At 37.7% G+C, this 19,233-nt stretch carries 12 protein-coding genes; 8 read left to right on the forward strand and 4 right to left on the reverse strand.

Annotated features, from left to right (window positions below):
• The 4 genes from ACEQ81_RS18040 to ACEQ81_RS18055 form a co-directional block, all read left to right on the forward strand.
• Window positions 1-553: OmpA family protein (locus tag ACEQ81_RS18040; RefSeq protein ID WP_411032324.1), on the forward strand; the 553-nt coding region annotated here is incomplete at its 5' end.
• A gap of 19 nt (window positions 554-572) precedes the next feature.
• Window positions 573-1,085 carry a hypothetical protein gene (locus ACEQ81_RS18045; protein ID WP_411032325.1) on the forward strand — a complete coding sequence of 171 codons (513 nt, stop codon included), beginning with the start codon at window positions 573-575 and terminating at the stop codon, window positions 1,083-1,085.
• A 68-nt stretch (window positions 1,086-1,153) separates the two neighbouring features.
• Window positions 1,154-1,516, forward strand: coding sequence for a hypothetical protein (locus tag ACEQ81_RS18050; protein ID WP_411032326.1), 363 nt, complete (start codon window positions 1,154-1,156; stop codon window positions 1,514-1,516).
• Window positions 1,517-1,617: 101 nt separating this feature from the next.
• On the forward strand, window positions 1,618-2,370 hold the full coding sequence (locus ACEQ81_RS18055) for a LytR/AlgR family response regulator transcription factor (RefSeq protein WP_411032327.1): 753 nt from the start codon (window positions 1,618-1,620) through the stop codon (window positions 2,368-2,370).
• Here the strand turns inward: ACEQ81_RS18055 and ACEQ81_RS18060 are convergent.
• From ACEQ81_RS18060 to ACEQ81_RS18075, 4 genes are all read right to left on the reverse strand, one after another.
• Complete coding sequence (locus ACEQ81_RS18060; protein ID WP_411032328.1) at window positions 2,367-5,537, reverse strand: histidine kinase; 3,171 nt, start codon at window positions 5,535-5,537, stop codon at window positions 2,367-2,369. The genes ACEQ81_RS18055 and ACEQ81_RS18060 overlap by 4 nt on opposite strands.
• A gap of 582 nt (window positions 5,538-6,119) precedes the next feature.
• The gene (locus ACEQ81_RS18065; protein ID WP_411032329.1) at window positions 6,120-9,278 is read right to left on the reverse strand and encodes a histidine kinase; all 3,159 of its coding nucleotides are present in this window, start codon (window positions 9,276-9,278) and stop codon (window positions 6,120-6,122) included.
• Between the two features lie 280 nt (window positions 9,279-9,558).
• A complete protein-coding gene (locus ACEQ81_RS18070) occupies window positions 9,559-10,368 on the reverse strand; it encodes an endonuclease/exonuclease/phosphatase family protein (RefSeq protein WP_411032330.1) in 810 nt (269 codons plus the stop codon).
• A gap of 390 nt (window positions 10,369-10,758) precedes the next feature.
• Window positions 10,759-11,109: a winged helix-turn-helix transcriptional regulator gene (locus tag ACEQ81_RS18075; protein ID WP_411032331.1), complete on the reverse strand. Its 351-nt coding sequence runs from the start codon at window positions 11,107-11,109 to the stop codon at window positions 10,759-10,761.
• A gap of 491 nt (window positions 11,110-11,600) precedes the next feature.
• Here ACEQ81_RS18075 and ACEQ81_RS18080 point away from each other — a divergent pair, with 491 nt between their 5' ends.
• The 4 genes from ACEQ81_RS18080 (at window position 11,601) to ACEQ81_RS18095 (ending at window position 19,038) form a co-directional block, all read left to right on the forward strand.
• Window positions 11,601-14,627: a SusC/RagA family TonB-linked outer membrane protein gene (locus ACEQ81_RS18080; RefSeq protein WP_411032332.1), complete on the forward strand. Its 3,027-nt coding sequence runs from the start codon at window positions 11,601-11,603 to the stop codon at window positions 14,625-14,627.
• A 10-nt stretch (window positions 14,628-14,637) separates the two neighbouring features.
• The gene (locus ACEQ81_RS18085; protein ID WP_411032333.1) at window positions 14,638-16,230 is read left to right on the forward strand and encodes a RagB/SusD family nutrient uptake outer membrane protein; all 1,593 of its coding nucleotides are present in this window, start codon (window positions 14,638-14,640) and stop codon (window positions 16,228-16,230) included.
• A gap of 316 nt (window positions 16,231-16,546) precedes the next feature.
• A complete protein-coding gene (locus ACEQ81_RS18090) occupies window positions 16,547-17,119 on the forward strand; it encodes a LacI family DNA-binding transcriptional regulator (protein WP_411032334.1) in 573 nt (190 codons plus the stop codon).
• Between the two features lie 536 nt (window positions 17,120-17,655).
• On the forward strand, window positions 17,656-19,038 hold the full coding sequence (locus ACEQ81_RS18095; protein WP_411032335.1) for an MGH1-like glycoside hydrolase domain-containing protein: 1,383 nt from the start codon (window positions 17,656-17,658) through the stop codon (window positions 19,036-19,038).
• The last annotated feature ends 195 nt before the right edge of the window (window positions 19,039-19,233 follow it).

Raw genomic sequence — 19,233 nt, forward strand, 5'->3', positions numbered from 1 at the left:
AGTGGCCGAACTTAAAACCGATGAAAAGGGATATTACGAGAAAGAGGTGGATATAGCCCTGTCTTACTTTATAAAGGCGGAAAAAGAAAAGTATGAACCCGAAGATGCCTACTCCCAAAAAGGCAAACAGGAAAGGGAACATAATTTTGAACTTAACAAAAATGTAATTGATGTTAAGGAAGGCGATGATATTGCAAAAATATTCAATGTCATTATCTATTTCGATTTGGATAAATCCAACATCCGTCCGGATGCGGCACGGGAACTGGAAAAAATTATTTCCGTGATGAAACTCCATCCTTCCATAAACATCGATGTAAGATCGCATACCGATAGCCGTGCCAATGATGCCTATAACATGGCATTATCCGGAAGAAGGGCCAAATCTACCATAAATTATCTGATATCTAAGGGCATTTCAAAGACCAGACTAACGAGCAAGGGCTATGGCGAAAGCCAATTGGTGAACCGTTGTTCCAACGGTGTGCCCTGTACAAAAGCCGAACACCAACTCAACCGAAGAAGTGAGTTTATTGTTGAGTTTCAAAAATAAAACCCAAAATATTCCTACAATGCAAACACAAGAAATTTCACAAAACACGAAACACTATTTTTTGCTCTACCTGCAAAAACTACTGCTCTTGAGAAACAATAAATTTGAAGGGGAAAATGGTTTGCTCCATAACGGCTATCCAAAGGATGCCGCAATTGTAGATCCCAATGAAGATTTATTGGAGGATAATAGCGGCCTCCTGATAAGGTACTATATAAACCAGTATTGCCATTTGAAGGTAATGGATTATGAATTGATTCCAAACGGAGAATTCATAGAAGAAAAATCTAACGGGATAGACCCCACACAACGACGTTTCTATTATACACTTTTAGATCATAAGCAGAATATCGTAGACATAAAAAGTTTAATGGTATTGAATAACTTTCCTTTCTTGGACAGTGACTTTTTTGAAATTAGTATCCCCCTGAGAAATAGGGCAAAACGAATAAAAATCTATAGGGGTGATAATCTGCTTATATCGCACTTTATCCCAACATCCGAATTAAAACTAAACATATATCAAGGCTAAATTTGTCTTTTTTCTTTATACAAACCCTAGCAGCACTATACGCAATAAAAAGTTTTTAATACGGTACTATGTTTGAAACAAAAGGAAATTTTATAATCTATGACAAGCAAGGGCCTTTGGGCAATGTAATAAGGCACTCTTTAAAGAAAACAAATATTAATGTGCACCGTTATAAACGGATTTCGAGCATTACCAATTTCATAAGTTTAAGGCCCAAGGCAAACTTTCTTTTTATACTGTTTGTCTTTAACGAAGAGTACGAGTTAATTGATTGTCTTGAATTGGCTAAATTTAACATCCCCATTGTCTTTGCGCCCACTAATAAGAACAGTTATAAAAACATATGTAAGATGAAAGGAATTGAAGTTATGGACGTCTCAACAAGTAAGATCGAGTATGTTTCCCAGATTGTTAACTTTTTAAAACTATAATTATATAATTAAAAGTGCATTTTTTCGTTAGGTATGTGGGAATTGTCCCCATAATATGTTAACCCCATTACTATAATGTATTTTTTCCCAAATTTTTTATCATGACCATTGTACTAATAGATGATGATATATCTGACATAGAATATTGTAAGGAGTTGTTGTCCAAAAACTTTGATGGTTTTGACACACTAGAATACTTTACCGACCCTTTAAAAGGGCTCGAATATTTAAACGAGCATAAACCAGATTTGCTCATTGTAGATGTTGAAATGCCCAATCTAAGTGGTCTAAACCTCTTAAAAGATCTAAAATCTCCAAATACAGAAGTGGTTTTTTGTACATCACATGATAAATTTGCCATTGACGCCTATCGACATTTTGCACTTGGATTTTTACTTAAACCGTATAATGAAACCGAATTCATCGCTATTATTACAAAGGCCTTACATAGATTAGGGAGTAGTAAAAAAGAACCCGTAAACAATAAATTGCTTTTGGACACCTTGGCATTGGAGAATAAAAAAATTGCAATTCCAACTTTGGGCTGCACCTATTTTTCAAAAATCATGGATATTGTTCGTTTAGAGAGTGTTGATAGCTATGCGAAAATTCATCTAACCGATGGAAATATACATATTAGTTCTTATGGGATTAAATTTTTCGAGAATTCCCTAACACCACCTTTGTTTTTTAGGGTGCACAAGTCGCATTTGGTTAACGTAAAGAAAATAACAAAGTTTTTTCCTGATGGAACCCTGGTTCTGGATACGGGAGAACGTATTCCCGTAGCAAGAAGAAGAAGGGCAGGTCTATTGGAGCTTTTTAATGGCCAAAGTACAAGCGTATTGAATTAAATTGAGAAAGATTCCTCCTTATATGGAATCTTAATAGTTACTTGGGTTCCTGTTTTTATTCCATCCCCTAGATCTTTCGTGGCAATTTCATAACCAAATTCTTTTTTATGTATTTGGTTCAATAGCTTTAATCTTTCGTATAATATTTGTGTTGCATACGACTGATGGCCCTCTTGGGGTTCCCGATTCTTTTTTGCTTCCAAAAGCCCTATCCCGTCATCTTCCATTGTAAGTATCAACTGTTTTGTGGCTATAGATCTTTCGATTTTTATCAATATTGATTTCTCCTTTTTATCGTCTGCAAAACCATGTACGATGGAGTTTTCCACTATAGGTTGTAAGACCATGGACGGGATAAAAGTATCTTCCAGATCAATATTCGACCCACATTGGATCGTTAAAACAATTTCGTTTCCACTCTCCGTATTGGTTAAGTCCACATAACTCTTTATGTACTGTATTTCCTTTGAAAGAAGAATACGGTCATTTCTGGTCATATCCAAGGTAAGTCGCATAAGCCCGGAAAAAGTAGCTACATATTTCTCTAGTTCAAATAATTTAGCGGTTTGTACTTTTTTTCTTATCCTATTTAGCATATTAAATAGAAAATGGGGGTTCATCTGGGTCCTCAATGCCTTTCGCTCCAATTCTACCATTGCCAGGTGTAGGTTGAATTTTTTACGTTCCTTGGAACTGTAGCTTACCATACCGAAAAGCAATATTCCCAGCAGCAATAGCGCTGTAACGGTCCTAACCCAGGGCCGCTTATAAAAAACTTGCGCCACATGCATATCATATTGCAATTCATTGGATGATTCAATACCGGTAGAATTTAATCCCTTGATTCTCAAAACATAATCTCCCGGGGGTAACGATAACAATTTTAAAGTGGTCTGGTTCCCCAAATTAACCCAATCATCGGTAAGCCCGTCCAATTTATAGGCATATTTGTTAATGCTTGTGTTAAAACAGTCATTGATGCTATAAGATACCGAAAACGAATTTTTGTTATAGGGCAGGCTAAAGCTGTAATTCCCCATGTTCAAAACATCAAGCTCCACATCCTTTTTTTCATCGATACTATAATATTCGAATTTGGTAGGGAGGATCCTAATTTCTTGAGATGAGACTGTATCATCAATACTGTCAAAAGCGATCAATCCCCTAATACCTCCAAAGAACAACTTGCCTGTTGAAGTGCTGTAATAAGAATTTTGATTGAAATCATTAAATATGAGGCCGTCTTCCACATAAAATGAGGTGATCTTTTTTAAATCTTTTTCATACCTGTAAAGACCATCATAGGTGCTGAACCACACATTTTCATTGGCATCCTCTAAAATTCCCACGGCGTTTAAATTGGTGAGGCCATCCGCCAAGTCTATTACTGTTGCTTTTTCTAGATCCTTATCCAAATAAACAGCTCCCTTATCGGTACCCAACCATACATTTTCTTGCCGATCTGTTAAAATCGAATATATCTTGTTCGTAGGAAGGGTAAATCCATTATGGTTAGGGTCATTTTTGAGGTGTAAAAAAGTATTGGAATCCAAATTCTGTATAATCAGTCCGTTCGCATCGGTACCAATAAAGAGTTTATCCCCGGTTCTGTGAAGATCCCTAATAAAAAGCTCTTCATTGTTCGCCACTGGCATAAAGGGAAGCTCACGGAACTTTTTTTGTCTAAGGTTGAATTCCTGCAGACCAAAATTACTGGCGAGCAACAAAGTAGAGTCCGAATGTTGTAGAATATCATAGTATCGCAATTGACCCAATTCCCAGTCTTTATCGAAGTGGTATTGCCCAATGATCTTTTCCGAAAGAAAATTTATCTCGGTAACCAAGCGGTTTTCACCTAGGCACCAAGCCGTGGAATCGCTGGCTTTTAAAAAAGACCTGAGGTAATTTAAGGTAGGAAAAACATTTTTCGTTACGTAGGGGCTTTGACTATATTCATTTTCTGATGGTGTAATCTTAAAAACACCCGAATAGGAAGCGGCAAGCATCTCATCATCTGGAAGCTCTAGCAACCCTCTCATGCTTATAACTCGCTTATCTTTGTGGTAAAGGATCCTGTCAAAATTGTTCTTGCTGAACTTTATTTTACTGATACGATCGTAATTGCTTACATAAATGACATCGTTTTCATCAATGATTAGGTCCTCAATCCAAAAGGGAAACGGAATCTCATATGTTTTTTTTAGATTGAATTTCCCTTCTATTTCAACCATTTTATACAGCGCTAGTTTCTTTCCAAGACCATCAATTCCGATGAGATCTGCATAGTCTTTGAGTATTGGATTGCTGTCTTTGGTAATAGGGATCATTTCCTGAAAAGGCAGATTAAGTACTTGTAAATTCAGGTCTTCAATAAAATAGCTTTCAAAGACTTTTCCTCCATAGGTAAACTGAGTTTCTTTAGACTTGGGAAGGAGTTCCCCGTTAGGGGTGATTAGGATTCCATCCCCACCATTGAAAGTCCATTCGGGATGAAAATAGCCCATCATTTCATAATCTTTTGTAGAAGTGTAATCCGCAATTAAACTGATTTCTCCCTTTTCAAGAATAAACAATTTACGCCCTTGCCTACAAAGGATTTTATCGCAGTCAATCATTTTTTCAAAAAACAAAAACTCCCTTTTATAATAGTCAGATAAAGCATAGGTTGGTTTAAGGGCCTCTATTCGATATTCTTCTACTACATAGGAAGGATCAACTTTTAAAATAACGTTGTCCGCCCCAACGATCCATAAATTTCCATGGCAATCTTCGATATAGGAGTTTCCCGAAAGATTTTCTCCTCGTAAAATTGGTTTGAACTTTACGTGATTAAAACTATCGTCCAAACCTGTGTCGGATACGAAAATTCCGGTCTGGGTCGAAACCCACATCCTTTGTTGGCTATCAATAAAAATCGTGAATGCTATTTTAGGCGGGTTATCTCCTTTTTCATCCAAAAATGTTGACAGCACACTATGGGTCTCAAAATCCTTTACAACCCCGTTATTCGTAGAATACCATAGAAACCCATCATGATCTACCTGCATTACATTGATGTCCTTATGGGATTCCCCATTGGCATTGATTTCAATATCTCGAATTGTATATTCTTGTGCGTACAATAGGGTACTGAAAATTAGGGAGTATAGAAGAAGGGAAAATTTCATTCTTTTGGCTAGCGCTTGGTTTATAAACTTTAAACAGCTTACCAGGTTTTGGATATCCTTATTACAAATGACTTGCCCAATATGGTTAGTACTGCTACAACAATCCTATCCTTGATAACAATTTAATCTTTGTTATATAATTCTTGTAAGGTTAAATTAAAACAATTTATGGACAAAAGCTAATCTATATAACAGGACCAAAAAATGGACATATACATGGTAAAAAAGATATATGACGCTTTTTCGTTAGTAGTATGGCTTTAGACCAAAGTATGTTTTCCTATTCATCCAATAGCTCTAACGTTACCAAATAGGTACAATGATCCGAGGCGTAAGTGTCCGCTATGACCTTACGTTTCAAAACCCGCCACCGGTTCTTTGGATAGCACATCACATAGTCAATTTTTGCCTGGAGATTGATGGATTTATATCCTAATGCTAAGGTAGTAGACTTTTGTTCGGCAACAGACATACCGACCAAAAAACAACATTGAATTATAAAGCAATTTTTATCTGGAACAGCGCTCATAACGGACATTGGCAGTTCTAAATCCCAAAACCCATGTTCACAAGCCACTTAAGTCAATATGGAATTTTAATGGTTACTTGGGTCCCTGTTTTTATTCCATCCCCTAGATCTTTCGTTGTAATTTCATAACCAAATTCTTTTTTACGTATTTGGTTCAAAAGCTTTAATCTTTCGTATAATATTTGTGTTGCATACGACTGATGGTCCTCATTGGGTTCCCGATTCTTTTTTGCTTCCCAAACTCCTATTCCGTTATCTTCTATAGTCAGTATCAATTGTTTTGTGGCCGTAGATCTTTCAATTTTCATCAATATTGATTTCTCCTTTTCATCGTCTGCAAAACCATGCACAATGGAGTTTTCCACTATAGGCTGTAAGACCATGGAAGGGATAAAAGTATCTTGCATATCAATATTTGGTTCGCATTGGATTACCAAATTTATTTTGTGCTCACTTTTCGTATTTGTTAGTTCAACATAATTTTTGATGTATTTTATTTCCTTGGAGAGCAAAATATTTTCTTTTCTGGTTAAATCCAAGGTAAGCCGCATAAGGGTGGAAAAACTTGTGATATAGCTATCCAACTTGGCCAACTTGCCGTCTTTCACCGTTTTTCTTATTCCATTCAAAGCATTGAATATAAAATGTGGATTCATTTGCGCCCTTAATGTTTTTCGTTCCAATTCTATCAGAGTAAGGCGTAATTCATGTTTTTTCCGCTCCCTTATGGTAATGTTCAACAAAACCAATGCTGCTATGCCAAGTAAAAAAAGTACCACGAGGGACTGAAACCAGGGCCGTTTGTAAAAAACTTGCGCTACATGTATATCATATTGCAATTCATTGGATGATTCTATACCGGTAGAATTTAATCCTTTGATTTTCAAAATATAATTTCCCGGAGGTATGGATAATAATTTTAAAGTGGTCTGACCCCCTAAATCTACCCAATCATCGGTAAGCCCGTCCAATTTATAGGCATATTGGTTGTTATCGGTATTATAGCAGTCATTGATGCTATATGATACCGAAAATGAATTTTTATCATAGGGTAAATTAAAACTGTAGTTCCCCATGTTCAAAACATCAAGCTTCGCTTCTTGTTCTTTATCGGTATCATAATATTCGAATTTGGTAGGGAGGATCCTAATTTTTTGGGATTTTCCACCATCATCAATACTGTCAAAGGCGATCAACCCCTTAACTCCTCCAAAGAACAACCTGCCCGTTGAAGATTTGTAATATGAAATTTGATTGAAATCGTTAAAGGTCAGGCCGTCCTCCACATAGAACGTAGTAATTTTTTTAGAACTTTTCCCATACCTATAAAGACCATTATGTGTGCTGAACCACATATTTCCATTCGCACCCTCCAAAATTCCTACTACGTTTAAGTTAGTGAGGTCATCCGTTCCATTTATTACTGTTATTTTTTTTAGGTCCTTATCCAAATAAACAGCCCCCTTATCCGTTCCTAACCATATGTTTTCTTGCCCATCTACGTAAACCGCATGGACCTTATTAGTGGGAAGGGTCAATCGCCCGTTGGTTGGGTCGTTGTTTAAGTGCAAAAAGGTATCGGAGTCTAGATCCTGTATAACCAGTCCGTTCGCATCGGTGCCAATTAAGAGTCTGTCCTTGGTCTTGTGAAGATCCCAAACAAAAAGTTCCCGATTGTTCGTTATGGACGGAATAAGCAGTTCACGGAATTTACTTTGCAAGATGTTGAATTCATGAAGGCCATAATGACTGGCTAGCAATAGTGTGGAGTCCGAAGATTTTACAATATCATAATAGTGCAAACTTGGCAATCTCCAGTGCGAGTTAAAGACATGAATCTCTTCGATCTTGTTTTTAAGAAAATTGATTTTCCAAAGCCCTTTGCTCTCTCCGAGGCACCAAGCCGTGGAATCGCTCTCTTTTGCAAAAGATTTCATGAAATTCAGGGAAGGAAAAACATTTTCCGTTTTGTAAAGACTTTCACCATAGCCATTACCACCCGATGGAGAAAGCTTAAAGATTCCTTCAGTGGTAGCGGCAAGGATTTTTTCATTAGGGAGCTCCACAAATCCCCTTACATCAATCTTTTGATCTTCGTAACGATCAAGGATTCCATCAAAATTACTCTTTCTGAACTTTATTTTACGGATTCGGTCATGGCAGCTTACATATGTAACGCCATTTTTATCGACTGCAACATCATCGATTAAATCTGGGAATGGAATTTCATATACTTTTTTTAAATGAAGACTTCCGTTTATTTCAACCATTTTGAATAACTTCAAGGTCTTTCCAAAGTCATCGATACCGATAAGATCGGCATAACTTTTTAATAAAGGATTGTCGTCCGAAATAAGGATCATTTCTTGAAAGGGTAGATTAAGCACCTGTACGTCCAAATCTTTTATGAAATGGGTCTTATAAATTGCTCCCTTATAGGCATACTGTGTTTCTATGGATTCCGGAAGAAGGTCGCCATTATCCGTAATCAAAAGGCCGTCACCTCCATTACGTGGCCATTCTGGATGATTATAAGGGCTCTCTTCATAATTTAATGTAGCGGTAAAATCTGCCATTAAAGCCGTCTTCCCTTTGTCCAGGACAAACAGTTTACGCCCCTGTCTAATCAAAAATTTATCGCAGCCGATCCTTCTTTCAAAATGCAGAAAGTTCCTTAAAAAATATGTTGCATACACATCTCTAGGTTCAATTCCGGGAATCTGATACTCCGTAACTTCGAAAGAGGGGTCCACTTTTAAAATAATATTGTTCACAGGGCCGCCAGCAACAATCCACAGGTTTCCATTGCAATCTTCGATAAAAGAGTTCGCCTGCAGTTCCCTTCCCTTTAAAAATAGCTTGAATTCTATGTGATTAAAACTAACATCCAAAGTTTCAGTGGATACGAAAATTCCTGTTATGGCGGATACCCATACCCTTTGCTTGCTATCAATAAAAAACCCATATATAAGTTTAGGCAAGTTATCTGCGTTTTCATCCAAAAATGTTGACAGCACACTATGGGTCTCAAAGTCCTTTACAATGCCATTATAGGTAGAATACCATAGAAACCCGTCATCATCCATCTGTAAGTAATTCTTGTATTTATGGGATTCCCCATTAGCATTGATTTCAATATCTCGAATTGTATATTCTTGCGCGTACAAAAGGGTACTGAAAATTAGGGAGTATAGGAGAAGGGAAAATTTCATTCTTTTGGCTAGCGCTTGGTTTATAAACTTTAAACAGCTTACCAGGTTTTGGATATCCTTATTACAAATGACTTGCCCAATATGGTTAGTACTGCTACAACAATCCTATCCTTGATAACAATTTAATCTTTGTTATATAATTCTTGTAAGGTTAAATTAAAACAATTTATGGACAAAAGCTAATCTATATAACAGGACCAAAAAATGGACATATACCTGGTAAAAAAGATATATGGCGCTTTTTCGTTAGTCGTATGGCTTTAGAACAAAGTGTGTTTTCCTATTCATCCAATAGCTCTAACGTTACCAAATAGGCACAATGATCTGAGGCGTAAGTGTCCGCTATAACCTTACGTTTCAAAACCCGCCACCGGTTCTTTGGATAGCACATCACATAGTCAATTTTTGCCTTGGGATTGTCAGAAGGAATAGTAGGTTGCGGGTTTTCTCTATCGTAGGTGGGGTTCCATACTTCTTCAAGAATGTTGATTGGTTCGCTCCCTGGAACTGCATTAAGATCGCCCACCAAAATAGTGGGGTACTTATTGTTGGAAACCATCTCGTTGATCTTTTTAGCCTGTAAAATCCTGCCAGGCTTCCCTTCATGCGCAAAATGGGTACCTATAAAGGAAATAGTGTCCTTTGAGGAGGGGAGTTCTGATGTTACTTCTAAAGCCGCTCTAGGTTCTTGCCCGGGAATGTACGGCAAAGCCACATTCCTAGTGTTTAAAAAACTATATTTTGATAAAACACCCTCTCCATATTCGCCGCCATCATAGTACATGGCCCTCGCAAAAATAGGGGCCATTTTCGTCCTCCAACCCAGTTCGGTCGCCAAATCGTATTTCTTGGATCTGTTTACTTTATAATCCACCTCTTGCATAGCTACAAAATCTGGGTCGGCATCATTAATAAGTTTTGCCAATACATCAAGATTAAAATCATTTTTAGTAGTTCTCCCACCAAGTATATTGAATGACAATACTTTTACGATCCTGGTACTATCCACCTTGGTCTGTGACCTTAAGGGAGGGCTGACAACAAGGGCCAAAAGTAGTAGGGTTATTGCTATTGTTTTAGTTTGTTTCATATTTTTTGATTGTTGTTCAATTATTTGGAATATATGTCAATATTTATGGAGGTTCGCTAAACTTCCAATGTTTTTCTTTGTATTATGTTTAAAGGTAAATAATGAAGTTCAACTTTAATACAATCAGAAAAAACGATCAGCAAAAACCTTGTCATGATACTGAAATAATTTCTCTAGTGGTCTTTTCAGTGTATTCCTAAAATTCATCAGGTCCGATTTCGTTTCATAAAAATAGCAAAATATCGGAAATTGCCTAGGTATAGGCTTTAAAGCAAGGTTTAAACAAATTACGCTAACTAATTATCGTAATACCTTAGTGGAGCATGTACTAAGTATTACATGACCTTGGATTTTGAGAACAATATGGTAAATTCTTCCTGTCAGCTAAGCTCAAATATCGATATCTATTCCTTCACGCTTTATTAAAAAAATACCATAATCCCTTATCGTAGTAATTATTGGGATGCATGTTTTCCCTTTTTCTGTAATCGAATATTCCACTTTTGGAGGAACCACAGGATATACTTTTCTATGTACAAACCCTTCCTTTTCCAATTCTCGCAACTGTGTAGTTAGCATTTTACCCGTTATATGGGGGATATTTCGTTTTAGCTCACTGTACCTCATAGTTTTGTCCTTTAGACGCCACATAATAGGCATTTTCCAAGTACCTCCAATTCTACCCATTGCAAATTCCACCGGATTGTAGTATAACTTATTATTGTGTTTAAAAGAAGGCATAAATCATTTATATATAGATTATTATATAAGTATTGCTAAACTTGATAAATTCATCTGGATAGCCAAATATATGGTTTTATCTGAAAAAACAACGGTCAAGAAGAGATATCCACATACTATGTTTTGGAACCAAGCGAGATGTTTTGGCCAAACAAAAACATTGAAATGATAATCAAAAAACTTTGGGCTAGAATTATAATTTTAAATCTCAGCTTTTTTACAAAAAGGAGAAATGCCACGTTAAATATCTGTTTAAAAGGACTTTAGTCTACTATTGAAATTTTTATACTGGGTATTTCAAATTGAATTGTCATTCGATTCTTAATAAACTGACTGCTTTCCAGCGACTTTTTTTTTGATTCCTTTTTCCATATAACTAACTCATTTTCAGTTATGGTTACAAATATGTAAGTATGATACAAATATGTAACTACTTTATTATCAATAAGTTAATATTGATATTTGTGCAACTAACGTATACTAACTAAATTATGAAAAACAAATTACTTAAAAGACTGGTGCTTCTAGGTTTGCTCTTGAGTGGAAGCCTTATTTATGCACAAACCATTACAGGGATTGTTTCTGATGAAGGTGGCCCTTTGCCTGGGGTCAATATCTTGGTAAAAGGCACAACAAACGGGACCCAAACCGATTTCGATGGACTTTACACTCTGGAAAATGTAGGCGATCAAGCGATTATTGTTTTCAGCTACATAGGGTTTAAAACACTTGAGATTACGGTAAATGGACAAACAAAAATTGACGTCACCCTAGAAGAAGATGCAGCGCAGCTGGATGAAGTGGTAATCATTGGATATGGTACTACCACTGTAAAAGACGCAACAGGATCTATTGCTTCCGTTAAGGCAGAGGATTTTAACAAAGGTGTAATAACTTCTCCCAATGAACTACTCCAAGGAAGGGTATCCGGGGTGCAAATAACCGGTGCCAGTGGTGAACCTGGTGCAGGATCTAACATACGTATCCGAGGTACTACCTCCATTCGTGGAGGCAACAACCCGCTCTACGTAATAGATGGTATTCCTTTAGATGGTAGGGACATTAGTGAAGGAACAGATGTGGAGGGCCTAGGAGAATCTACAGCAAGGAATCCGTTGAATTTTATAAATGCCAATGACATTGCAAGTATTGATATCCTTAAGGATGCTTCGGCTACGGCCATATACGGATCAAGGGGTGCCAATGGGGTAGTGATCATTACCACAAAAAAGGGGAAATCCGGAGATATAAAGCTTTCTTATAACGGCGCCGTAAGTGTTTCCACAATTTCCAACAGGGTAAATCAATTGTCGGCAGATGAATTTCGAGAGGCCCTAGTAGTAGAAAACCTTGGAAATGCCAGTGATTTGGGAGGTAATGAAGATGCCTTTGATGATATATTACGTACTGCCTTTACACAGACCCACGACGTTTCCTTTAGCGGTGGGTCCGAGAAATCCACATACCGGGTATCTTTTGGATATCAGAATCAGGAAGGTATCGTTAAAAACTCGGGGCTCGAAAGAACAACAGGGTCTTTTAATCTTACTCAAAATTTATTTTATTCCGAAGCATTGGGGCAGGACCGGGTTAGAGTAGATACCAAACTGATTTATTCTTCCTTAAATGATGATGCAGTACCTATTACCGATGATGCCGGATTTGAAGGAAGTCTAATAGGACAAGCCTTGCAATGGAACCCAACAAGACCCTTAAGGAATCCGGATGGTAGCTTTAACCAACCGGGAAACGACGTTAGAAACCCCTTGGCATTCCAGGAGTTTTATAATGACCGCACCAATACGTCGCGTATTTTGGCCAATATAGGAGCAACCATAAAGCTAACAAGTGAACTAGACTATAAGCTAAGTATTGGTTACGAAAGGTCCGAGTCCAATAGAAGACTTGAACTTAGCCCACAACTTATTCTGGGAACCATATTTGATGACCCATTTACGGATGAACGAAGAGGGCAAGGCTTTGCCGAAATTCGAACTTTAACGGCTTCTACCTCCTTATTTGAACATACCTTGAACTACAGAAAGGAGTTTGGTGAAAATTTCCGTTTTGAAGCTCTTGCCGGATATTCTTTTCAAGAGTTCTTAAGAAGGGGCAATTCTTTAAGTGCCCAAGACTTCGTAAACGTTCGCCTGCCAATAGATTTTGTAAATGTGATTGAGTCCGTAAGAGACCCTGAAGATATAAATGGAGATTCTTTTAAAGACCCAACCTATGAATTGCAATCTTTTTTTGGTAGAGTAAATTTTAGTTTTTACGATAAATATCTGTTTACGGCATCTTTAAGAGCCGATGGTTCCACCCGTTTTGGAGAAAACAACAAATACGGGTATTTCCCCGCTGCTGCATTTGCCTGGAAACTTACCGAAGAAGATTTTATCCCCGAAGCTTTTTCCAATTTAAAACTAAGATTGGGATACGGTATCAACGGTAACCAAGAATTTGGATCGGGCTTTTCACGAACAACGGTTACTGTTGGACAGACCCCATCTGGAACTGCCCAAACAAGAACAGGAAATCCCGACTTAAAATGGGAACAATCTTCCCAGATAAATATTGGTTTGGATTACGGTTTTTTTAACGGCAGACTTTCGGGATCTGTAGATTGGTTCAATAAGAACACCACAGATCTTTTATTTCAAACAGCACCTATTTTGCCTGCTCCCGATGCGCGGTTTTTTGAAAATCTGGATGCGGAGATTGTAAATACAGGTGTAGACGTGTCCTTATCAGGTGTTATCGTACAAACCAAGGATATGGACTGGGAAGTATCTGTCAACGCCGGTTTTATAAAGAATGAGGTGAAAAATTACGATGGCGCCCCAATATTTGCTGGGCAGATAGATGGCCAAGGCCTATCCGCGGAAAGAGCGCAAATTATAGCAAACGGCGAAGCTCTCTTTGCTTTTAGTCTTCCAATTTTTGAGGGATTTGATTCCAACGGACTTTCCATATTTACCGATGTGGATGGCGATGGCGTTTTGGAGACCGGCCCTGGAGGGGACGATCGGATCATTGCCGGTGGAGCCATTCCCGATATTACGATTGGGATTAACTCTTCCTTCCGATATAAAAACTTCGATACCACGGTTAACCTCAACGGAGCCTATGGAGGCGAGGTCTATAACAACACCGCCAACGGGGTTTTTGTAAAAGGAAACATCAATAACTCTAGAAATATCAGTGCCAATATTGTGGGTAACGGAGAAAGTGTATCCAATGCCAATTCTGTCTCTACCAGATACCTAGAGTCTGGTGATTTCTTACGATTGGCCAATCTTACCGTTGGCTATACATTACAAAAACCGACACCGTTCATAGATTCTGCAAGATTCTATGTAACCGGTCAGAACCTTTTTGTTATAACACCGTATTCAGGATTTGACCCTGAAGTAAACACAAATAAAACAACCGATGATGACATTCCATCGCTGGCCATTGAATATACACCTTACCCAAGGGCCACTACGTTTGTATTTGGACTTAATGTAAATTTTTAAAAAATAAAAAATGAAAGAATATATAAAATTTAAAATATCCTATTATTTTTTAGGACTGTTTTGCACAGTATTAACTGTGAACTGTACAGATTTAGACGAAGAACTTGAAGATGTTTTAGACAATGATCAGGCTGCAGAATTTATAAGTGGAGCACAATTTTTAGAAGGTGCCTACGCATCGCTGGCTCAATTCCAAGATCAGGGTAGGGTTTGGGCGCTCCTTACACATCCATCTACACAATTGGCAGGACCAACAAGGGGGACGGATTGGGATGATGGTGGTGTATGGAGACAATTGCATCAGCATAATTGGGGAATAAGTAATCCATTTGTAGTAGATACCTATAGTGCACTACTTGCCGGTGTAAACGATGCTACCAATGTACTTGGGTTTGATGTAGATGCTTCTACCACTGCCCAGGCCAAATTTCTAAGAGGGTTTAATTTGTTTTTTACCATAGATCTTTTTGGTCAGGCAGCAGTTCGGGAACCCGGTGAAGATCTAAGGGAAGTGCCAAGTATTTTCATTACTAGGCAAACAGCTGCCGATTTTTTAATAAACGATATAGAACCTATTATTAATGATTTTCCCACTTCTGGAGGTACCAACATGAATTCTTCGGATATTGCCACAAAATGGGCGGCACACGCCTTGCTGGCAAAAATCTATTTAAACAAAGCAGTATGGGGGGCAGCTAATCCTGAAGGACCCTATACTTTTACGGATATCGACCTAAACGCCGTTATTGCGCATTGTGATGCTATAATTGATTCTGGAAATTTTTCCTTGGAGGCGGATTATTACAAGAACTTTTCATCTACCAACGGACAGCAATCCACTGAATTGATATTCGTATCCAAAAATAATCCGGGACAAGATTTAAATACTGACTTGAACGACGTACAATCCAGACATAGAATGAGTATGCACTATAACCAAAATCCTGGAGGATGGAATGGTTTTGTTGTTTTAACCGATATGTATGATATAATGGAAGATGGGGACATCAGAAAAACAAGCGACCCTACCATATCCAATGTAGTTTCACCATCAGCACAGATAATGACGGATATGACTGGAATAGTCCCTGGTTTTATTTTGGGACCACAAACGGACGATAGCGGAACCCTGTTAGAGGATAGAACAGGAGAGCCTCTTATTTTTACTAGAGATTTCTCTTTGGCTTCTTCTAACGAACGCCAAGGAATACGACAAATGAAGTACCTTCCCGATTTTGAAAATGGTGTAGATCTACCCGATACGGATTATGTGCTTTTTAGGTATTCCGATATTCTCCTGATGAAAGCTGAGGCCCTTTTGCGTTCCGGTGAAGCGGCGGCTGCTCTAGTCATTGTTAATAATATAAGGGCGATTAGGGGTGCAACAACGTTGACCGCTTTAAACGAGATCGAACTTTTGAATGAAAGAAATCGTGAATTGTGGATAGAAGGATGGGGACGAAACGATGAAATTCGATTTGGCACATTCATGAATGCTGCTCAGGAGAAACCAATAACGGGATCGCCTGCTTTCATTCTTTTTCCCATTCCTCCCGAAGCACTTGGCACCAATCCCAATTTAACTCAAAATCCGGGTTATTAATTTTAAGCAGAAGTGGTTTTAGTTCAATTTCGATTAGTTTGTGGATAGAAGAAGGGTAATGAACACCCTTCTTTATCTACGATCTATAGCATGGACATAGGCCTCTTAAAACTTTATAACACATAATTTGGTCAATCTTTTAGGTAAGGTTAATGATTACATCTATGGTTGTATTCTTCAGTATGCTAAATGACAGTTTAGTAAAGTGATATTGATAAGTAACCAAAAAACTATTCTAGGGAAAATAGCCCTTGTATGAAACTTGCAATGACTACGTAGCCAAACCAATAGATGATAAACCAAAATTAATTGAAGTATGAAATCGGAAATGACAATTAGACAAATATCCCAACTCTCTGGATTTTCCATTTCCACCATTTCTAAAGCTTTGAACGATAGGATGGACGTAAGTAAAAAAACAAAATCCAAAATAAGGGCGTTGGCAAAGCAACACAATTACGTCCCAAATAATTCCGCAGTAGCGCTAAGTAGCTCAAGAACCAATATAATTGCCGTGATATTGCCTAAAATTACGGCGGGAATGTGTGGCTACATTATTTCGAAAATTCAAATAGATGCTTTCAAGAAAGGCTATCGTATTTTGGTTTTACAAAGCTTTGGATGCGAAAAAAAAGAAGCGGAATGCTTTGAGAACATTAGCAATGGTACAGTAGACGGGGTTATTGTTGTAAGGCCTTCAATATTGGATTTTGTTGAAACGGATGCTGATAACAACGCTTTCTGTTTAAAATCAGGATTGTTATCTACCATTGTGCTAAAAGTAGCTAACACCACTTGGACTGCGAACCGAATAGATGAGATATTGGACAAATCCTTAACCTTGCTATTGTCGAAAATAGACCATCAAGAACTCCAACAATGCATTTAAGCAGCCTAAATAATTAGCGCCGGATTGCATTGAAATGTAATAGTTGATCAACATGTTCTGCCGTTCTATGATTTGTTAAATTATTCATATGAATTAAACATAATACTATGAAAGTATTGGCTACTTTACAAGCATTGCTCCTTGGCATCCCTCTTTATTTTTACAAACAAGCAACGATTACGTGCAGGTACAAAAGCAAATAGATATTAGGGTAGAAAATCTTTTGGACCAAATGACATTAGATGAAAAAACGGCGCAACCGCTATTATATAGCATGGATTTCTCAAAGAGCATCATCGATACTGAAAGCTCATAATCACCGAAATGGTGCAAATAAAATATACCGGTAATGTGATTAATGCACTAGATGATGATCTTAAATAGGTAAAAACGAATGGATCTTGAAACCGGGAGAACGTGCTATTTTATATGCAGTGGGCCTTAAGATAAAACGTTGCCTTTGCAGCAATGATTTAGTTAAGTTTTAGATTGACCAAAAATCTAGTCGTAAGTATTATCAACTAAAATATTTCTTTATGAAAAGACGCACTTTTGCAAAAAATATTACACTATCTACAGGGTTGGCCGGAATTACCTTTTTAGAGGCATGTAATGGAAACTTGGATACCAAAGGACAAAAAGCTTCAAAATCTAAAGAGTACGAAATTTCCAAGGATCTTTCGGAGCGGATGTACGCCCATGCTTTGGAAATTACCAAGTCAAAAATTCGCGGTGGAGATTCCGAAGTTTTCTTTAAGAAACCCTTTATCGATGCTGCCTTTAACAAGAATATCTTTTTGTGGGATACCTGTTTGATGTGTTGCTTTGCAAAATATCATTTGGATGAACTACCCGTTTATCAGGCATTGGATAATTTCTATGGAAGAATGGAAGAAGATGGGTTTATATGTAGAGAATACAAACAAACCGGGGAGCCTCTTTGGCCTAAAGATCACCCAGTATCCATCAACCCACCGCTCTTGGCATTTGCCGAATTGGAAATATTCGGGGTATCCAAAGACACGGACAGATTAAAAAAAGTCTATCCTATTTTAAAAAACAACTTCCAATTTCATGTAAATACTTATATGATGGATGATCATCTGTTTTATGGGGATACCATGGGATTGGGAATGGATAATATGCCCAGGGAACCAAGGGGTTGGGAGCCTACAGAAGGAAATGGATGGTCGCAACACGAGTTAGGTTTACAATTGGCGGCGCTTAAGAAAACGGATGAAGAGAAATTAAACTTCTTCGTAACAGAATATGTAAATACTAGAAATGGGGTTTGGAACAAACAAGGAAGACAGGTTGATTTTTCTTCACAGATGGCTATGTATGCACTACAACTAAAGGAAATTGCCGAATTGATTGGAAGGGAAGAGGATATAGGTCTGTACACCGAATTACATGCAAAGATCAAAAAAGCACTGAACGACCTTACATGGAACGAAGAAGATTCATTTTACTACGATCTAGGTTACAACAAGCAAATTAACAGAAGACATATTGGAATGTACTGGGCGTTATTGGCAAAGGTAGTACCTGATGACCGTTTAGAAGGATTTCTTGGCCATTTGTTAAATCCGGACGAGTTTTATAGAAAAACCCCGTTGCCTGCCTTATCAGCATCGGACGAAGACTATGTGGGCTGGGGCGATTACTGGCTTGGTGGGGTTTGGGCACCAACGGTCTATATGGTCTTAAAAGGGCTTTCCGCTTATGGAAAAGAAGATTTGGCAAGACATTTGGCGGCTAAGGTCTATGCAAGCGTTACAGAAGTCTTTGTGGCTACAGGTACGTTTTGGGAAAACTATTCCCCAGATCTGATATCCTATGGAATGCCATCTAAAAAAGATTTTTGTGGCTGGACCGCCCTTATCCCAATTTCGATTTATAGAGAATATATATTATAAAAATAGAATTATAACATCTTAAACTAATTGTTTATTAAACTTTAGCGTTATCCAGATTTTTCGAAGCCAAGAGAATGTCGAACTTCAAATCTCGTTAGACTGAAACGGTCTTTAGATTAGTTTCGCTTTAAGTAATTAATTAAGAAGTATGTTTTAAGTCCCGTAAAACGTTAAATTTAGGAAACTAGAGAATTA

It is taken from the genome of Spongiimicrobium sp. 3-5, assembly GCF_046557915.1.
Lineage (GTDB): Bacteria > Bacteroidota > Bacteroidia > Flavobacteriales > Flavobacteriaceae > JBHEBG01.

Excerpts from the sequence above, each read along its gene's own strand:
- ACEQ81_RS18045 (WP_411032325.1), top strand. The coding sequence starts at position 573 with ATGCAAACACAAGAAATTTCACAAAACACGAAACACTATTTTTTGCTC.
- ACEQ81_RS18050 (WP_411032326.1), top strand. The coding sequence starts at position 1,154 with ATGTTTGAAACAAAAGGAAATTTTATAATCTATGACAAGCAAGGGCCT.
- ACEQ81_RS18055 (WP_411032327.1), top strand. The coding sequence starts at position 1,618 with ATGACCATTGTACTAATAGATGATGATATATCTGACATAGAATATTGT.
- ACEQ81_RS18060 (WP_411032328.1), bottom strand. The coding sequence starts at position 5,537 with ATGAAATTTTCCCTTCTTCTATACTCCCTAATTTTCAGTACCCTATTG.
- ACEQ81_RS18065 (WP_411032329.1), bottom strand. The coding sequence starts at position 9,278 with ATGAAATTTTCCCTTCTCCTATACTCCCTAATTTTCAGTACCCTTTTG.
- ACEQ81_RS18070 (WP_411032330.1), bottom strand. The coding sequence starts at position 10,368 with ATGAAACAAACTAAAACAATAGCAATAACCCTACTACTTTTGGCCCTT.
- ACEQ81_RS18075 (WP_411032331.1), bottom strand. The coding sequence starts at position 11,109 with ATGCCTTCTTTTAAACACAATAATAAGTTATACTACAATCCGGTGGAA.
- ACEQ81_RS18080 (WP_411032332.1), top strand. The coding sequence starts at position 11,601 with ATGAAAAACAAATTACTTAAAAGACTGGTGCTTCTAGGTTTGCTCTTG.
- ACEQ81_RS18085 (WP_411032333.1), top strand. The coding sequence starts at position 14,638 with ATGAAAGAATATATAAAATTTAAAATATCCTATTATTTTTTAGGACTG.
- ACEQ81_RS18090 (WP_411032334.1), top strand. The coding sequence starts at position 16,547 with ATGAAATCGGAAATGACAATTAGACAAATATCCCAACTCTCTGGATTT.
- ACEQ81_RS18095 (WP_411032335.1), top strand. The coding sequence starts at position 17,656 with ATGAAAAGACGCACTTTTGCAAAAAATATTACACTATCTACAGGGTTG.